The 19,588-nt window shown below is 41.7% G+C and carries 12 protein-coding genes; 1 reads left to right on the forward strand and 11 read right to left on the reverse strand.

The window, feature by feature from the left end:
- Positions 1–126: 126 nt before the first annotated feature.
- The 9 genes from BacF7301_RS04460 to BacF7301_RS04500 all read right to left on the reverse strand — a co-directional run bounded on the left by BacF7301_RS04460 (position 127) and on the right by BacF7301_RS04500 (position 12,917).
- Positions 127–1,560: a sialate O-acetylesterase gene (locus BacF7301_RS04460; RefSeq protein WP_167960611.1), complete on the reverse strand. Its 1,434-nt coding sequence runs from the start codon at positions 1,558–1,560 to the stop codon at positions 127–129.
- Between the two features lie 75 nt (positions 1,561–1,635).
- Positions 1,636–2,439: a DUF1961 family protein gene (locus BacF7301_RS04465; RefSeq protein WP_167960613.1), complete on the reverse strand. Its 804-nt coding sequence runs from the start codon at positions 2,437–2,439 to the stop codon at positions 1,636–1,638.
- Between the two features lie 24 nt (positions 2,440–2,463).
- Positions 2,464–3,708, reverse strand: a complete 1,245-nt coding sequence (locus BacF7301_RS04470; protein ID WP_167960615.1) for a BACON domain-containing protein — start codon at positions 3,706–3,708, stop codon at positions 2,464–2,466.
- A 17-nt stretch (positions 3,709–3,725) separates the two neighbouring features.
- A complete protein-coding gene (locus tag BacF7301_RS04475; RefSeq protein WP_167960617.1) occupies positions 3,726–5,210 on the reverse strand; it encodes an alginate lyase family protein in 1,485 nt (494 codons plus the stop codon).
- Between the two features lie 29 nt (positions 5,211–5,239).
- Complete coding sequence (gene rhaM / locus BacF7301_RS04480) at positions 5,240–5,551, reverse strand: L-rhamnose mutarotase (RefSeq protein WP_167960619.1); 312 nt, start codon at positions 5,549–5,551, stop codon at positions 5,240–5,242.
- A gap of 39 nt (positions 5,552–5,590) precedes the next feature.
- Positions 5,591–7,312: a RagB/SusD family nutrient uptake outer membrane protein gene (locus tag BacF7301_RS04485; protein WP_167960621.1), complete on the reverse strand. Its 1,722-nt coding sequence runs from the start codon at positions 7,310–7,312 to the stop codon at positions 5,591–5,593.
- A 12-nt stretch (positions 7,313–7,324) separates the two neighbouring features.
- A complete protein-coding gene (locus tag BacF7301_RS04490; RefSeq protein WP_167960623.1) occupies positions 7,325–10,417 on the reverse strand; it encodes a SusC/RagA family TonB-linked outer membrane protein in 3,093 nt (1,030 codons plus the stop codon).
- A gap of 24 nt (positions 10,418–10,441) precedes the next feature.
- Positions 10,442–11,692, reverse strand: a complete 1,251-nt coding sequence (locus BacF7301_RS04495) for an alginate lyase family protein (RefSeq protein WP_167960625.1) — start codon at positions 11,690–11,692, stop codon at positions 10,442–10,444.
- A 25-nt stretch (positions 11,693–11,717) separates the two neighbouring features.
- The gene (locus BacF7301_RS04500) at positions 11,718–12,917 is read right to left on the reverse strand and encodes a glycoside hydrolase family 88 protein (protein WP_167960627.1); all 1,200 of its coding nucleotides are present in this window, start codon (positions 12,915–12,917) and stop codon (positions 11,718–11,720) included.
- A 333-nt stretch (positions 12,918–13,250) separates the two neighbouring features.
- Here BacF7301_RS04500 and BacF7301_RS04505 point away from each other — a divergent pair, with 333 nt between their 5' ends.
- The gene (locus BacF7301_RS04505) at positions 13,251–17,291 is read left to right on the forward strand and encodes a hybrid sensor histidine kinase/response regulator transcription factor (RefSeq protein ID WP_245208344.1); all 4,041 of its coding nucleotides are present in this window, start codon (positions 13,251–13,253) and stop codon (positions 17,289–17,291) included.
- A 60-nt stretch (positions 17,292–17,351) separates the two neighbouring features.
- Here the strand turns inward: BacF7301_RS04505 and BacF7301_RS04510 are convergent, their stop codons facing one another.
- Both BacF7301_RS04510 and BacF7301_RS04515 read right to left on the reverse strand, forming a co-directional pair.
- Positions 17,352–18,146, reverse strand: coding sequence for an endonuclease/exonuclease/phosphatase family protein (locus tag BacF7301_RS04510; protein ID WP_117809030.1), 795 nt, complete (start codon positions 18,144–18,146; stop codon positions 17,352–17,354).
- Between the two features lie 61 nt (positions 18,147–18,207).
- The gene (locus BacF7301_RS04515; protein ID WP_167960629.1) at positions 18,208–19,587 is read right to left on the reverse strand and encodes an SMP-30/gluconolactonase/LRE family protein; all 1,380 of its coding nucleotides are present in this window, start codon (positions 19,585–19,587) and stop codon (positions 18,208–18,210) included.
- Between the last annotated feature and the right edge of the window lies 1 nt (position 19,588).

Genomic DNA, 19,588 nt, shown 5'->3' on the forward strand with positions numbered 1-19,588 from the left:
ATGAACTATTACTGAATAGGATTATCAAATTTAAATAAAAGAAAAGCTACAATAAAAGTAACTATCCAATAAAAATCCTCCCATTTTATGAATTGAATTACTTCATAAAATGGGAGAATATCCTGTTCATTTCACCTCATCCCATGTATCCGTCCGAAAAGGAAATGCAGCCAGTCCGAAAGTATTGCGCAACGTAATATTACCTGCATAGTTACGAAAAGCATATCGCACTGCTACCGGCTGGCTCACTTGCTCACTCCATATTTTCACAGTCGGTGTACGGTCGACAATTTGTGCCTTAGCCGGATAAAACTTTTTATCGTCTCCTGCAATTTCAAATCCTTCCAGGTTACAGAAGGCCGGTGCAAGCCCGGCAGAAGCATTATCAAACGTGACTGTCGCCTTACCCTCTGAATAATCGACTTTTGTCATCATAGGCCCGGTAGTTGGAAGTTTACGGATGCCATATGTTTTGGTCAAGGCAAGAGTAGCCAAACGAAGTCCCACAACATTCTTCTGAGGTGGATGGATACAAAACTCATCACCAATGTCGGTAGTAGCAATCATGCCCGAGTTAGGAATTGTTTCAAGTGCCTTTGCCTGCGCCTCTCTTAATAAGGCCGCATCAGTATCCCGACTATCCTTATATTTATGAGGAGCTATCTGAACATAATAAAAAGGCATATCCGGAGCTTCCCATACTTCCCGCCATTGTTGAACCATCGCAGTCATCATCGAAGCATAATATTGATAATTAAAAATATTCGATTCCCCCTGGTACCAGAGAAAACCACGTGCAGTAAAGTTCTTCACAGGCCACAGCATAGTATCATACATACACCCCAACCGGTGATGCATTCTCAACTCTGTGCTTTTGGCAGCCGCCATATCCACACCATGAACAGAAGCCAGTGTTTCCTCATTCATCCAGGACTCTATCCGGGAACCTCCCCAACTACTAATTACAAGGCCTACCGGAATATTGAGGGTTTCCGTAATTTGTCTGGCAAAGAAATAAGCAGCCGCGCTGCAAGTTACAACAGCCTCCGGCGCGGACACTTCCCATTTCCTGCCCTCAAAATCAACCCGTCTCTCCACTTCCTTTGTCCTTGGGACAGCAATAAAGCGGATACGGTCACGATAATTACCCGCATTCAGAATCGTTTCCAGAGAATGGTCGATAGGCTGTCCAGTATTTCCCATCATACGCATATCCATATTAGACTGACCGGAACATACCCAAACTTCTCCTATTAAAATATCCGAAAGGGTAACACCTTCTCCATCACTGATAGTGATGGAATAAGGTGTATAACTTCCGGCAGGGGTATCTACCTTAACTGTCCAACTTCCATCCTTACCTGCCGACGTCTGATAAGTCCGGTTATTCCAGGAAGTGGTGACAGTCACTTTTTTATTATCCGCCCATCCCCATAGTTTAACACTACTATTTTGTTGGAGTACCATATGATTCCCTATCATGGCGGGGAGCTTAATCTTACCCTGTGCAAATGTTAAGGACAAAAAACACAGAACCCAAATACCAATATACCTTTTCATTTTGTCTTAGATTAAATGTGGGCTAAAATTACGAACTTATCACCAAACTCATATCATAAAAAACTGTTATTGATATCATTCATCCAATTGATAAACTCTGAAATTCGCATATCTCGAACTACGAGTATACATTTGTCTTAAACCTATTCGCCCTTTGTCTATCCTTGGAAAAGAAGAAGCATCAAAGTAGAAAATCCTGTCTTGTCCATCCCCCCTTACATTCATATATAATTCCGTTTCATATTTAATAAAGGTCAGATGATAAGTAACTCCAATCTTAAACAAACCTGTATTCAGATATTCAGGCTTTAGATCCGTTCCTTCAAGTCCCTTCTCCCACTGAGGCATATACCGGCGAGCACGAATATATTCAGGCTTATTTTCTGACGCAACTCCTGTTACTGCATAACTAATGTGATAAGTGTCCATATTATTGAAATACATACTCATCCGGGGAACCTTACGGAGTTCATTCCACTTGAATATATCTTTAACAAATGGTTTTCTTCCTGCCCCTTGCGCCTGAATATAGAGTATATTCACACAATAATACCCGGAAGAATCCAGCCTCGTAAAATCATATTCTATTTTCAAGTTCCCTTTGAATTCCTCTTTTGTCCACAATACCAAGTGATCGGCATCTACATAAGCTCTTCCGCCTGCATACATTTCCAGTCGCCCGTCTTTCTGGATTATCTTGGCATTTTCTCCATCCAGATGCCATTTCTCCGACCATGCATGTCGGAAATTATCTTCAAAAACCAGTCGTGCCGGTTTCTCTGATAATATATCGAATCGCTTTTGTTGCTCGTTTTGCTGCCCCCATACTATCCAACAGGGGCACAGCAAAAAGAACAAACCAAGAATCATCTTTTTCATCTTCCACTCCGTACTATAAGATTCCTATGGGTTCAGTACCAAACTCATATCATCTAAGAATGGTTGCTGATGTCCATTCCTTCTCCACACAATATATACTTCTGTCTTTCCGGCAGGCATAGTAAATGTGTAAGATACTTTTTTATGCTCATCGGAACTGCTTAAGACTCCATCAGAGGCGGCAACATATCCAAAAGTTACTTCCGGTGCCAATGGATTGGACAAATTCGAAATATCAGCAGCATCAACAACGGCTCCCAACCTGATATTTCCAGTCTGTACCATATCTTTTTCCGGCGGAGTTTTATACCAGAAAGAGAATGTATACGATTTACCGGGTATCAATCCACTTAGTTTTCTCCATAACCAATTCAAGGAGTTTGCTTGCTCGTTATCGCGCATACGTAAGAATAAATATGACGCCCCAGTGCGAGGTGTAGGAGAACCCGCTGAAACCCTGATAGCGGTATTGTTAGCTCCAAATTTACCAATACCTTCCGTATTCGAGCCACCCCATTCTCCCAAAGCAGGCCAAAACTTGTTGGTAGTGATTCTTTCGAAGCTGTAATCTTCCTCCGGAGTGTCCAGTAAATTCACACCACCCATAGCTTCGGTCTGCTGTACGATTTCTACCGTTTTGATTAATCCTTGGGCTGCAATGGTGATGATTCCTTCTCGAATTTCATCCCCTTCATTCGTATCTACTACGAAATCCAATGTGCCGTCTTCCAATCCTGAAGTCGCATTACTGAAAGAAATCCAGTCCACATCGACGGAAGCTTCCCATCTTACATTACAAACAAAGGATATAGACTGGTTGCCTCCTTCGAAGCCTAATTTGAGGGGACTCTTAGTAGTAATCTCCAATTGAGGAGTTGAAGTATCCCTATATTTCTGAGTGATACTCAACGTTTTCTTCAATTCACCGGCAACAAGGGTAATAGTTCCTGTCCTGTCTGCTCCTTCTTCATTCTTTGCAATCCGGGCATCTATCGTGGCACTTTGGCTACCGCTTGTTTCATCCAATGTAATCCAGGATGCATCCGTAGATGCTTTCCAATCCAGATTACAAAGAAATTCTACTTGTATAGCTCCCCCATACGTACTCAATCCGTCTATAGGCTCCGTTATTATATAAAGAGCCGGTTTATTTTTCACTTCATCATCATCACAAGACTGTAACAAACTGATGGCCAAAAGCAAAAGCCATATATACGTACCAGCTATCTTGAATGATTTGCTCAAATGGCATAAAGTATGTTCTTTCATAATCTATCGCTTTTAAATTAGTTATCAATTACCGCCGAAAGAAACCGGGTGTATCCCAACAAATCCATATAGGCTGATTCTCTATTGAAGACACCGGAATTTATTAATTGCTTAACAGGCTCGCTGTCGGGATAATATCGAAGCCCCATTTCATACATGCCCGGATTGTCACCGGCTTTTGCAATGCGTTCGGTTTCACCGCAATAATATCCACCTTTGATGCACGAGTCCATCATCCTGTAATAATCGCTATAATATTCGAAAGAATAACGCAGATTTTCTCCTGTCGGAGCCGTGTATGCAAATAAATCCCGACCATTATTATGGCACATCCTGGCATTCACAGACAACAATGTCAATGTTAAATGAGTATATTGCAGCCCTTTCAACGGTGCCGTATCATGACGATAGCGGTCGTAGATTTCACCTTTCACAGGAACCGGAGCTCCTGCCTTTTCTCTTGGACAAGGAGTATCCCCATCCATAAATATACATCCGGCCAATAATTCATATACATCCCTCGGATTAGAAGGGTCATCTATGGCAAACTGAATCAATTCATCATTGTCCGTTACCAGACCGAGCATCAAGAAGCCCATCGTATGAGCAACTACATGATTCTGATAATACTGCTTATTAAAATAATCATTATTCTCCCATTTCTCCAGGCTATTCATTCCCTCTCTATAGATTACTTGGAACCAATCGGTTATAATCTTCTTCGTCTCTTCATCCATGACATTCTCAGCCAACAACATATCATAAGCACAGAACATCGGATACATTCCTCTGGTGAGATACATGGCACTACCCGCATCCGCCACATAGGTGATGTTCTGGCATGCTTCAGCCCAAGCCTTTATAATCTCAATTGATTTTTGAGCGTACCTCTTATCTTGTGTGAACCAATAAGCCATAGCTAAATCACGGGAGTTTGACCCGGGGGTATAAATAGCTGTAATAAACTGGGCGGGATCTTGTCCCGTATAAGGACTAGCTGTATAAGTAAGAGCTTTATTACAACGACTCATCAAGTTATTGTAAGTCCTGGTTATGTCCGCCGAACGATTTTCCTCAATCATACTTTTGATATTCAGCAATTCTTCTTTTGTATAAAGCAGAGAAGGATGCCTATGCTCAATATTAATCGTTTTTATAGATTGTACTACCTTTATTATTTCGGCATTACTTCCGCAAGTAATTGAAAGTTGGCCGATACGCTCCTTCTCTGATGTGTTTTTATCTACACTGATTCTGATAATAGCGTTCCCATTCCCTTCTGTCGGGCTCTCAAATTTTATCCATCCCACATCTGACGAGATAGTCCATTTATCATAGCAAATAAATTTAATCAATTCTTTCCCACCCACATATCCTATCTTGACAGAACTATCCGACACCATAGATATTTCCGTATTTTTTGCATCATCATTGCATGCTAAAAGCATCTGTGCCATTAGCAACAATGTCAGAATGATTGAATGCTTATATTCTATTTTCATAATCTATTTCATTTTGATTGTTTACATTCCTACTCCATATAAAATACTTCTTCCAATGAAATGCTTACCGGTGAATTGTCCGGATTGACTTCCATTATATCCGCCATATAATCCCACCATCGTTTCACGATCTCATTCTCTCCCATATCTTGTGAACCTGCACCGTTATTTTTTTGTACAGCATACAATATATTCGTTTCTTTATCCCAAAATATAGAATAGTCAGAGACACCGTTAGCTTTCAAAAGCTTTACTAACTCAGGCCATATTTCACTATGCCGTTTTTGATACTCTTTTTCAAATCCGGCTTTCAGATACATTTTAAATGCTTCTCTTTTCATCGTTTACTCAATTTGTTTGCAACTAAGACTAAATGCGAATCACCAACCCGGATTATTCGGTTTCAAAGCCGGATTTCGTTGAATCTCTTCACTGGGGATAGGCCATAAATAATCCCTGTCGGTAAACTTGCGTGTGAAACGAACTTCTCCGGTAAAGTCTTTCTCTTGCCGATTGTTCAAGTATTGCACAGCTAGCCCCCAACGCCTCAAGTCACTGAAGCGATGCCCTTCACCTATAAGTTCTACCGCGCGTTCCTTCATAATACGTTCGGACATTTCTTCCTTTTCGGTTACTTGTAACCATGCCGGACCACTATTCAGCCCCGGCATTTTGGTAGACTGCCTGTTTCGTACCTTATTCAATTCAACGATAGCCTTTTCCAGTTGATTATCCTCATTATAAGCCTCTGCCAACATTAACAATACATCTGCGAAACGAATGACGGGGAAATTAATAGGAGTATGATTACGGTTCGTAATTGCCCCTCCCATGTCTTCAATAGGAACAAACTTACGGTAAAAATAAACATTCCACCCCCTGTCATTCTGTATAAAACCATTAGCCACGGTTGTTCCTGCAGCAATGGCATACAACTGTCTCTTAGCTCCCGTTCCTACAATATAGCCATTATAATAAGAATACGGCACTATCAGGGATTGCATCATTCGCGGATCCCTGCCCCTATAGATATTACCTAATAATGCCGTATCCGGTATGGTTTCCAGTTTCTGCTTCGAGGAGTTCAACGTAGCCAGAAAAGCCTTTTTCTTCACTGCATCATTCTCATTATATCCCGGGATATGATTATTCCAATCGAACGGCTGACCATCCTTCTCCTCATACATATCTGCCAATGTCACAGATGGCATACAGGTGGCCCGGCCTCCTCCATAAGAGCCACGGGTTCCATATAAAGTGCACAATGCCATTCCATACAAATTATCAGTAGTACCCTTATTCTGAATGGCAAATATAGTTTCATTATCATTCGGCACCGGCCCCGCCGAAGTGAACAGGGCTGAATAATCCGGATACAATTTATAACCATACTGATTGGTTTTATTATAAACAATCTCCTCAAAATCTTCTATCGCCTTCTTCCAATCCTTCATATACAGATATGTCTTTCCACGCAAAGCATAAGCCGCCCCTTTTGTTGCCCTGCCATAATCAGACGCATCCCATTTGAGAGGAAGATTCGTTACGGCAAATGTCAGGTCTTTAATGATAAACGCCCACACTTCTTCTCTGGAACTACGAGGCAACAACATTTCATTGAATGACTCGGAAACTTCCCAACTTTCGTCGTAAACAGGTACTCCCCCGAAAAAGTCTGCCAGATGGAAATAATACAATGCCCTCAAGAAACGGGCTTCACCTAAAATACGATTCTTTACCGTCTCGTCAATTGCCATGCCCGACACATTCTTGACAACCGTATTGGCACGTTGAATGCCATCATAAGTATCTTGCCAGTTTTGCACAAGAAAATCATAGGCACCGTTATAAGTCCCTTGTTCAACCGGACCGCCAGGCCCTTGAGCAATATCAGAATAAGTATCAAATAACGGCATATATCCATAAGCCCCATTATTCTTTAACTGGGCATATACTCCCATCACTCCCGACTTGGCATCAGCCTCGGTTTTCCAATAGTTGCCTTGAGCCACTTTATCGTAGGGAGCCACATCCAAATCATAACAGCTGCTCAATCCCAATATAAGGGAAAATGCTGCAACAATATATTTTGTTGTTTTCATAATAATAGTTTTTTAAAATACCACATTTACACCCACTGTCACTTGTTTCATCGTCGGATAAGTTGTTCCGTTTATTTCCGGATCGATACCTTTGTAAGAAGTAAACGTCAGCATATTCTCCAAGCTCGTATATATGCGAAGCTGTGATATATCCAGTCTCTGAAGGAGTTTCTTCGGAAGTTTATAACCAACCTGGACATTCTTCAAACGCAAATACGATTTATTATGCACCCAAAAATCGCTCGGCTGAGTATTCTTTGTATCCAAGTTAGTAAGTAATCTCGGATATTTGGCATCAGTTCTCCCTTCTCTCCAAGCACCTTCGGCGATTTCTTTGTTTATCACACTTCCGTAATCAATACATCCTCTATAGAACTTATCTTGCCAATATCTTTTTATCCCGGCATTCCCCTGAAACAAACAGGCAAAATCGAATCCATTCCACTCTGCTCCGAATGAGAATCCATAAGTGAAGCGGGGAGCGAGGCCATGTCCTACCGCATATTTATCATTGTCATCGATGATTCCGTCACCATTGATATCCTTATATAAAAAGTCTCCTTTTTGCGGGGTTCCATACGAGGCGAACGGATTGACACGTTGCCCGGTAGCAGGATCAATAGGCGCATCCTTAATCATCTTCTCGACAAATAACATATCTTCATCTGTTTGAAGAATACGGTCAACAGCCAGCACATATTGGATATTGATAGGATATCCTTCCTGAATCATGTTCGTTCCCGTTATCGATCTTTCTTCTCCCTTGAAACGCGTCACTTCATTGTCTATGAAGGTAAAATTACCTCCCACAAAATAATCGACCTTTCCAATCTTATGATTCCACTTCAAGTTCATCTCGATACCTCTGTTTCTGACTCTCGCAGCATTTTGTGTAGGAATGGACGCATTCCCGACAAGTAACGGTGCCGGAAGGTCGATAAGAATATCACGAGTATCTTTATTGAAGACATCAATCGTTCCATCCAGTTTCGAACCGAAGAGATTGAAATCAAGCCCGATATTAGTAACATAGGTCGTTTCCCAAGACACCATCGCATTGGCCAGTTGTGTTTGCGCCAATCCCTGCATGACAGCATTTCCCAAGATATAATTATCCTTGTTATATACAGACTGGTATTCATAATTATCCACAGCATTATTACCCAACGCTCCCCATGAAAGTCTCAACTTCATCATATTGATCCACTTGACAGACTTCAGGAAATTCTCCTCTGACATGCGCCAACCTAAAGAGAAAGAAGGGAATGTCCCCCATCGATGATCCTTATGGAAACGGGAAGAGCCGTCGCGACGTATGTTTCCTTCGAATAGATATTTATCCGCCCATGACAAATTGATTCGCCCAAAGTAAGAACGCATCACCCAATCGGTTGCCGCCCCGCTAGTCTCCGAATCACCGGTAGCACCATTTATAACAGAGAGATTATCAGCAAGAAGGTCATAGCGCTTAGCTTCAAACCATTTCACATTGTCTTTCTCCTGACTGGCGCCTGCCAACACTCCTACATCCAGCTTGTCAAAGAATGTTTTTTGGAAACGCGCAACTACATCCGCCACATGATGTGTGTTTGTCCAGTTCTTATTCCTCACATACGTTTTGCCGGCAGCCAGTTGCGTTATCGTATTAGTCTGAAAACTCCAACGGTCAGCATAATCAGGGGTTTCTTCTTCTTGTGTGTTATTGCGACGGTAAGTGTAGGATGCTTCTATATTTAAACCTTTGAAAACTTTTATATTTCCCCAAAACCGGGAAGTGATATTATTAACTTCTATATTTCCCTGATACATGTTCAAATGATAAAGAGGGCTCTGCACCTGCTGGTTCTCTTCCGGATTTTCAACAGCCCCATACCTGCCGTCGGGATGACGATAAACAATACCCGGATTAGCTATCTTATCAAATAATGAACTCATATATTTAGACCCCATCTCAGCATCCGACTTGAGCCCGCTGATATTCATACCTAACGTTATCCAAGGTTTCAATTCTGCATTCACATTAAGACGGGCTGAAAATCTCTCATAGGCCGAATTCTCCACAATACCCGGATTACTCAGATAAGCAACAGAACCGAAGACTTTCAATTTCCGGTTTCCAACCGAGAATGACAAATTATGGTTAGTAGATACCCCGGTTGAAAATATTTCATCTGCCCAATTTGTGTTTGGATATAGATAAGGCTCATTGGGATGTACACGCCATTCTGCTATTTTCCGTTCCGAATATAAAGGCATTGCAGTGGGGTCAACATTATATGCCGCCTCATTGTAATATTCCATATAATCCGCATAGTTATTCACAGTCTTAATTGTATTAGAAGGCTTTTGAAATGAAACATATCCATTGTAAGAAATAGATGCCTTACCCTCCGAACCTTTCTTGGTAGTTATAAGAATAACTCCATTTGCTGCCCTTGAACCGTAAATAGCTGATGAGGAAGCGTCTTTCAACACGGAAATAGATTCCACATCCTGCGGATTGACTTCGTTGATATTGCCTTCCGCCCCATCAATTATAACAAGCGGAGAAGAGTTGTTCAGCGTTCCCTGCCCTCTGACAAGCAATGTCGCTCCGTCATTATTAGGACGGGCCGAACCCTGATTGACATATAATCCGGAGCTCAATCCTGCTAAACCGGTTGATAGGCTTGTCATCGGACGGCTTTCGGCCTGTTCTATCAGATTCACAGTAGATACCGAACCTGTTAGATTCACCTTTTTTTGAGTGGCGTAGCCCACCACAACAACTTCTTCCAATGCCTTGCCGTCTTCTGTCAAAATAATGGTTGCACCATTAGCCTTTGACGCTTCCATTTCCTGTCGGGCATATCCTATATACGAAAATAGGAGTACATCTTTCTCCTGAGCCCTTATGGAGAACAAACCGTCCATATCAGTGATAGTACCAGTCTGTTGTCCTTTAATCCGAACCGTAGCTCCAATCATGGGCTCGTTGTTTCCATCCACCACTTTCCCGCTTATATTCAATGGTGACTGCGCCCAAATACCATATATAGGTATCATGAGCATGAATATAATCATATAAAATGAACATATTCGTTTACTGATGTCTTTCTGTTTCATAGATATTGATTATTAAAGATAATTTTATTCAATACAACGCCCGTGAGTAAGCAATACCGGCCCTAACAAATGTAGTTTTCGAGAAGCACGTTCATTTCTACGTAAAACCTCATTAAAGATTTTCTCTTCAGGATAACGCGCATGTGCCACTTCCCACAAAGTGAAAACAGCCTGGTCATTATGATTAATCCAGGAATCCTCCCCCTCATAAAACCCTCCTTTTATAGAAGCATCTTTTGTAATATAGAAATCGGCATAAAATAACAGAGGAAGCTTAATATTCTCACCTGCTGGTGCTACGTAATCATAAAGGTCGAATCCGTTCAGTCGCCCCATTTCTGCTGTTATCATCATCAAATTAGTTGATAATCCGACATATTGCAATGCCCTGTTCGGTTTTGTGGTATATCCGTGGTGAGTCAGAACGAAATGCCTGTACCTGTCCATTATTTCTCCATCATGAGTGGCCCAACTACCTGGCTCACCAACGTAAGGGGGTTGTCCATTCATCAGAATCATGCCTTCAATCACATTCTTTGCATTACGCGGATTATTTTTCCCATCGTATGCATAGTTCACCAGCTCATTGTCGCGCAGAATGATACCGATAGACATAAGACCTACCACTTCTGCAACAATGTGATTCTGATAGTACTGTTTCCCAAAATAGTCGTTCTCATGCCATCGTCTGGCTCCCTCCTTTATATGAGGAAGTAATATTCTAAGCCAGTCTTTAAATTGCTTTTGCTTATCTTTATCAATCAGATTGTCCGCACAAAGCAAATCATAAGCATACAAAAAAGCAAATATTCCGCGGGATACTAACATTCCGGTATTAGGATAGGATTTATCGGGATCAAAATAAGCACCTGCCACATCCTTAGGTGAGGACCATTCATCAATGATTCTAATAGCCTTGACTGCATAACGCCTATCCTTGGTTATCTGATAACCAATCGCTAAATCACGAGCCGCTGATCCATCACGTATTGCAGCATTATAAAATGACATGCTGACATCCCCCCGATAAACTTTCGTTTTCCATTTTTCATCCGCATAGCCATCAATCTCATTTTTCAGATTCTCCCAAGCTGTTTTCCAAGGCTCAATACCGGAAAGGGCATTTCCACGCATTAAATCAATATCCGCATTCGATAAAATCAGGCGGGGATGTTCCTTCTTTATCTTTATAGAATTGCTTTGGGCAAAAGATTGCACTACAACGACGGTCGTCAGTAACAATAAAAACTGCATCTTCATCAACTTGTTTTTCATATAGTAATGATTTTAATTAAGAACTCTATTCTTTCAGACACATAGCCCTGTATCTCATTAGTGCTTCCACAAAATAATAATCGGCATAAGTCAAGGGGACATCTACCTCACTGTTCTGAGGTAAGAAACCTACACTATGTTTAAGTATAAAATTAGCATTCTCTCCCGGCTTTGCCAGATATTCGTCCGAAGCCAACGTTTTAAGTTGCGTTTCAGCAACAGCGATATAGTCTTGCCCGGTTGCTTTGTCCACATAGCCCGACAGTTCCAACAAGGCAGACGCCATGATAGCAGCAGCCGAAGCATCTCTCAAGACATTCGGAACGCCAGGGTCGTCAAAGTCCCAATAAGGAATCTTATCCTGCGGCATCTTCGGGTGGTTAATCAGGAACCGGGCGATATGCCTGGCTTGTTCCAGATAGCGTGGTTGTTTCGTCTCCCTATACATCATCGTATATCCGTATAATGCCCAGGATTGTCCCCTGCTCCATACCGACTCATCAGCGTATCCTTGCCATGTACATTTCTGGAGCGCGTTCCCGCTTATCGTGTCATAGTTCACCACATGATAACAACTATAATCCGGTCTGAAATGATTCGCCATTGTTTTGTCAGCATGAGAGATTGCCATATTGTAGAAACTCTTGTCACCTGAGAACTCCGTCGCACGGCAGAGCAATTCAAGATTCATCATATTATCAATGATTACGGGAAACTGCCAATGCAAGGTTCCCGGATGGCTCCATGAACGCGTGCATCCTACGGCTGAACGATAGCGCGTAGATAACGACCGGGCGGTCGTAGTAATTATATCAATACAGGAAGTATCACCCAATAACCGGTATTTATTCCCGAAAGAACAGTTAATCATAAAGCCGACATCATGATTGTCCTTATTATACTTCTGAATCTCCACTCTGTCACTCATCCTGGAAGCCATCTCCTTTAGTTGCTCGTCTCCGGTATATTCATATAAGTACCAAAGAGTTCCGGGATAAAAACCGCTCGTCCAGAAATAAGAGTCTGAGGTTTCAAGCCCCCCGTTTTTATCCACCGAACGGGGTAACATCTCCGGAATAGAATCCATGACAGCGTACATATGCTTATATTGTTCTACCGCCCGATTCAAGGCATAATCGACAACGTGTTCCATAGAAGGTTCCGGAGTTGTTACACATCCTGATACCATAAATGAGAGCAGGCATATCACCACATAATTTTTCATATTTTCTTTGCTTATAATTTGGGGTATATTAAAAATTAAAAGATTCATCCAAAGGCTTTCGCTTGACAACAAGAGCAAAAGTAGGAGATTACGGGAAGCAGTATTGGATAAAAAAGTACCAAAGGTTCTACAATTTTGTTCATATCCCTGTTACAAACCGCTTTTTGTTTCATTATCTCAAAAAATAACGATACATTTGTAATTATCGAACCTGCCATCAGATATAAGATGTATAATAAATAGTCCCCCACTATATAAATCCCTAAGATGAATTTCAAAACTAAATATAGGAAGTTCCAAAAACAATAGAAACTTAATTAACGCTTTTAATATATGGCTGAACATAACAGACTGGTTGCTATTATATTTATGCTGGTTGCGTGCATTTCATCCGCCGTTGCGTCCGAAACGGTAAACTTTCAGCATTTGTCACTCAATTCAATGTTTCCCCAGATAACCATCAACGGACTTTATCAGGATGAGTCCGGTGTCTTGTGGATCGGAACTAAAGACGGCGTGAAGAAGTATAACGGAAATTATATCGAGTCTGTCAACTTCATGGGAATAAATAACTGGATACAGTCCAACCTTGTTCCGACAATTTGTGGAGACAAGAAAGGGCATTTATACGTCAATACGGATTACAGCATCATTGAATATGACCTGATAAAAGAGGAAAGCCGCATCATATTCAGCCAGCCGAACACACAGATATTGCCGTCCATCGCTTTCAACTACGGCATCAACTCTCTATGGATCGGTTTACTGGACAGTGTCTATAATTATAAGGAAGGAATATGCCAGGCCAAATACAAAATTGACAGTAATAACCTGAGTATTTCGTCATTGAAAGAAGCATCTGACAAAATGCTATATATCGGAACCAAACATGACGGTGTATTTTCCATCGACCCATCAGGCAGGCAGCAGAAAGTACTGACCACCCGCAGCGAAATTATATCAATAAACGAAGACAGCCGGAACAACATCTGGGTGGGCACTCTGAATGAGGGGTTATTCAAATTAACTCCGTCGGGAGATATCGTCCAATATACGGAACCTACCTTAGCCAGTAACTATGTAAGGACGGTATGCGAAGATAACAACGGAAATATCTGGGTAGGAACCATGTTGGGATTGAACGTCATAAACCCGAAAACAGGTGATATCAGTTTTTATGGTCTGGAGAAAGAAGGCAGTGCGGGATTGAGCAACCTCTCTGTCTGGATTATAATGAAGGACGACCAAGGCACGATGTGGTTCGGCACTTACTACGGTGGGCTGGACTACTACAATCCGCACACCGACATTTTCGAATACAATAATCTGAAACTGGGACACGCCGGAATCGGGCCTGTAATCAGCAAAATTATAGAAGACAGGACGGGGCGTCTATGGATAAGCACAGAAGGGGACGGCCTGGTGTCTTACCTGCCCGCAACCAATGACTATGCATATTACACGAAAGAGAATCATACAATATCTCACAATAATGTCAAGACTCTGTATTATGATGATGCGTCCAATACCATATGGATAGGAACTCATCTCGGCGGACTTTGCAGCTACTCAATTGACAAAAAAGAATTCAAGCATTTCACTATTGATCCGTCCGACCACACAAAACGCTCAGAAATCGTTCAAGCTATCATCCGCCACAAAAATATCTTATATCTGGGTACGCTCTCAGGTGTATATTATATGAATCTGGAAGATTACAGCATCAAGAAAATATCTCTTCTAGACAAATACATCTATGCCGTAAATTCATTGATGATAGACAACCAGGACAACCTGTGGATTGGGGGAAATAATCTGTGTTACTACAGCATCAAACAAAACTATGTACGTAGCCTCGACAAATATCTAGCCCAAATCACCGCTTCTTCAAAGAATACCATAACATCTCTTATCCAAGACAACGACAATCGTATCATAGCTACAACATTAGGCGCAGGTATTCTTATTTATTATCCGGCTCAGGACAGGCTCGAACAGATAAACAGCAAGAATAGTAATCTCGACAGCGATTATCTGAGTGCTGTTTATCCCTTATCCGACCACCAGCTTCTGGTCACCAGCGCAAACGGCTTGTCCTATATCGACCTCAACACAAAGAGAAGCTACAATTATAAATCGCAGAACAAGTTCGTCCTTCCGTCAATGATTCCGGGCGACATTATGAAAACCAGTGATAACCGCATCGTCATGGGGGGAATAAACGGTCTTGCTATAATTTCCGAAAGTAACCTGTTTCCGGAAAGTCTGCCTACTAAGATGTTTTTCTCCAAACTATTCGTTAACAACAAGGAAGTAGCGGCAAACGATTCTTCACGGATATTGCCCCAATCTCTTTTCGCAACGGACCACATCAAACTGAAACATCACGAAAATAACATATCCGTCGAAATCGGAACCAATGACTTCGTTAATCTCGGACAGTCCAAATATCAATATAAACTGGATGGGTATAGCCATACCTGGATTGAACTTCATCCCCAGAAATCAATCAACTACATGAACTTACCTTATGGAGATTATAAGTTAAAAGTAAGAAACATCTCTTTTAAGGATGAAGCCGAACTTAATGAAATCAGTCTCGGGATTACGATTATCCCCCCGGTTTATGCCACCTGGTACGCTTATCTCTTATATACATTACTGATATTATCCGTCATCGTCAGCATCGCCTATTTCTACCGTTCCAAGTTATTGCTAAGAAACTCACTGGAACTTGAAAGACGGGACAAACTGCAAAAAGATGCGATAAACGAATCCAAGATGCGTTTTCTCGGGAACATATCACATGAATTAAAAACACCTATTGCGCTGATATCCGGGCAACTGGAGCTTATCCTTATGTCCAATTATTCATTGCCAACCATTCAGAATAGTTTGCGTGAAGTACACAACAGGGCTGCCAAAATGGGAGCTTTGATAAACGAACTTCTCGATTTCCTGAAATACAACAAGGAGAATTTCTCATTAAGAATCAAGCAGCAGGATATAGTGCTATTCACACAAGAGATATATGATTCTTTCGTCAGTTATGCCGAACTAAAGAATATACATTTCAATTTTGTGTTCGACCAAAAGAGCCGGTACGCGTGGTTTGACGAAGTTCAGCTACAAAAGGTATTCAATAATATCCTGTCGAATGCTTTTAAGTTCACTCCGGAAAACGGAACGGTCGAGATAAAAATAACCTCATCGGATTCTTCTGTAATTATAACTTTCACCGATTCCGGCATCGGAATCCCCAAAGATATGACCGGACGAATCTTTGAACGTTTCTTCCAGGTGAATAACTCCGTAAACAGAGAATTATCCAATACCGGAACCGGCATAGGATTATCGCTGTCACTCAACATCGTAAAAGCCCATCACGGACAAATAACAGTGGAAAGTGAAGAACACAAAGGAAGTTCGTTCATCGTTGAACTACCCGTCGGCAAGGAGCACTTCAAGGAAGACAAAAATGTCACTATTATAGAAGATGAAGGGAACAAGGAAATTATCAACAACGCTATAAGCATAGAAAGCGAAAAAGAAAACCTGGAAGATTTCATCGCACAGCAAAAAAAGGACTTCGACCATTCATCTACCTTGCTTATCGTTGAAGATGATGATGAATTGCGGAAACTGCTTATAGAGATATTTGAACCTATTTTTGAAATCTTTGAGGCCAAGAATGGTGAAGAGGCATTTAAGATTGCACAGTTAAACTCACCGGACCTTATTTTATCAGATGTCATGATGCCCGGCATTTCCGGCATAAATCTCTGCGCAAGAATAAAATCTCACTTTGATACCAGTCACATACCGGTCATCCTGCTCACTGCACTAAGCAGTGTGGAACATAATATAAAAGGTCTGAATTGCGGGGCTGATGATTATATCACCAAACCTTTTAATATCAGAATCCTAATCGCCAAATGTATTAACCTACTAAATAACAGACGAAAATTACAAGAACGATACAGAGCATTAGAAAACAGCAGTGCGGAACAACTGACTGATAACAAACTCGACCAGGATTTTATTGACCAGATAATAAAAATTGTACAAACCAAGCTGGAAGAAGGAAACGGAGATATTAACGTCACACTGTTATGTGCCGAGTTAGGGCTGAGCCGGACGAAGTTATTCTTGAAAATGAAGAAGATTACAGGTGAATCCCCTCATTCCTTTATCCAAAATATAAAGCTGAAAACTGCCGCTAAAATGCTTCGGGAAAATGAAGAATACAACATTAGCGATATTAGTTTTCAGCTAGGTTTCAGTTCATTGAACTATTTCGGGAAAAGCTTCAAGGAGTATTTCGGGATGTCTCCTACTGCTTATCGAAAGGTTCATCAAGAACAAAAAGAATAATGCTGCTTTACAAGAATTCGGTTTATATAAAAAGAACCATAAGCATGTCAGAACACCCTCTTATTTGATAAGATAAGTAGCCACTACCGGATAATGATCTGATTCCTTATCCGCCCAATAACAAACATTGTACGCCTTCACAGTAAAAGCCTCGTTTGGCGCATAAATCAACCAGTCACATGCGTAAGCCGGACTTGGTACGGGTACTGTCCACGGAGCGCCATCACTCAAACAATTTACGGTGAAATACTTTTGAAAGGCAGCCATGGTAGCAGAACCTCGACGGGAATTCAAATCTCCCCCCAAAATAACAGGTTTATCCAGTTGCTCCACGCACGCAAGGATTTCATCAACCTGTTTCAGGCGGGCAGCATCTTCGTATTTATGGTCCAGATGTGTCGTAGCGAAATAGAATTCTTTGCCTTCCTTCGCAACTTTCACATAACCGAAAGAACGGACATAATCACCTTCTTTCAGTACACTCAACTTAAAACTCTTTTCCTCGGAAACCGGATATTTGGAAAGAATCACATTTCCGTAATCTCCGCCAGTCGGAATATCGAGCGCATGGGCAAAATAATAATATTTCATTCCCGTCAGTTCCGACAGTTTCTTCGGAGTATCCCAAGGGTTAATCTCCGTGTTTCTTTCTATTTCCTGGAGTGAAACGATATCCGGGTTTTCTTTCTTAATGACTTCGGCAATCTTATCAATTCCTTGTTTACGACCGCTATACGTGTTGTAAGTCATGGCTTTTACTGTGACCTCTTTCGGTTTTGTCACAGGTTTCTGTGCCGTTGAAGGTTGTAACAAACAACACAATAGAAACAATGAAATGCATATTCTAAAATTCATATACAACCAATTAATAAGTGAATGTTATCCTGAAAAACAATCTTTCCTACCTGATACAAAATTAATCCTTTTCTATCTTACGAATCTTATGATTCCAATAATCTGAAATATACAACGCTCCGTCCGGACCGAACTGCACACCTTCCGGATGATTGAATTGCGCTTTATCCAACGGGCCGTCAGTCGTACCGGAAATACCTGTACCAGTGTAATTTGTCAACATTCCATCAGGGGTGATTTTCGCTATACGATGCTTTTTACGGACTGCTACATAAATATTTCCCTCTTCATCCAAATCCATCTGGCAAGGCTCTTCCAGTTTGGCTTCATTTCCCTGACCTTCTGTAAAACCTGCTTTCTCGTACTGCCCTACCCAAATATGGAGATTAGAGAATTCGCCTGTCGACATGTCGTAATCCCCTTTATAAATCACATCTTTTTCCTGTGAACTCATATACACGGTAGTCCCTGCCTTATCAAAAAGGATACAGCGGATTTTTACTTTCGACGCATTTTTACCTGCTGCATCGGGAAGTTGCACGCCGGTTGCCACCATCGTATTCTGCTCCGGGTCATATTTGTAAATCATGGCATTTCCATGAGCTACGGAGAAAATCTCTCCCGTGACAGGATGCACACCTACATTAGTGACGCCATTCCCCAAAGAAGGAGTGATTGACCATATTGCAGACAGATTAGCAGCATCATACTGATGCGTAACATTGTTCCATGGCATCGTTGCAATATGTGCATTGCCCGTAGCGTTGGCATCATTGGATAAGAATAAAGTATTGCCATCCGATGAGAAAGCGATATTCATCATCCTGAATACAGTTCCACCGGTTCCATCTCCGCGTAAGAAAGTAGCGACCTGATTGTTTTTCGCGATACGGATATCACGGTCATCATCTTCCACGATATACAAAGCACCTTCCTTGTCGAAAGCGATAGAACCCGGTTTCCAAAGAACCGCTTCCATGAGGGTCCCCTCTTTCTTCTCCGTTTTTGCGGAAGGAACATAACTGCCGATATAAGTACTTACAATAGGAGACTGAGAATACTCAAACTCCGTTTTATATGTCAGTTCCTGCGCAGCTTCTCCCTGACCGAGATACACTTTCACCGGACCGGAGCCGGAACCCCTCTGCACATTGGCAGTAATAATATTCCCCAACGCACCCGTCACTTCGGCATCCACCCCGTTGACTGTCACGCGGATATTATCCAAATCCGTGCCGAAATGCGTACCGTATAAAGTCAGGCTTGTAGACTTCCCGCCGGCTGTCGGCGTGTACATAGTGATTTTGGGAGTAGCTTCGCCCTCGCCGATTTCAGGTGTCATATCCTGCCGGTTCTCATCCTCGCATGCGACAAAGCCGATTGACGCAAACATCAGAGAATAGATAGAAAACCGTTTCAAATGATGTATCAATGTTTTCATG

The sequence above is a fragment of the Bacteroides faecium genome, from assembly GCF_012113595.1.
GTDB classification, from domain to species: Bacteria; Bacteroidota; Bacteroidia; order Bacteroidales; family Bacteroidaceae; genus Bacteroides; species Bacteroides faecium.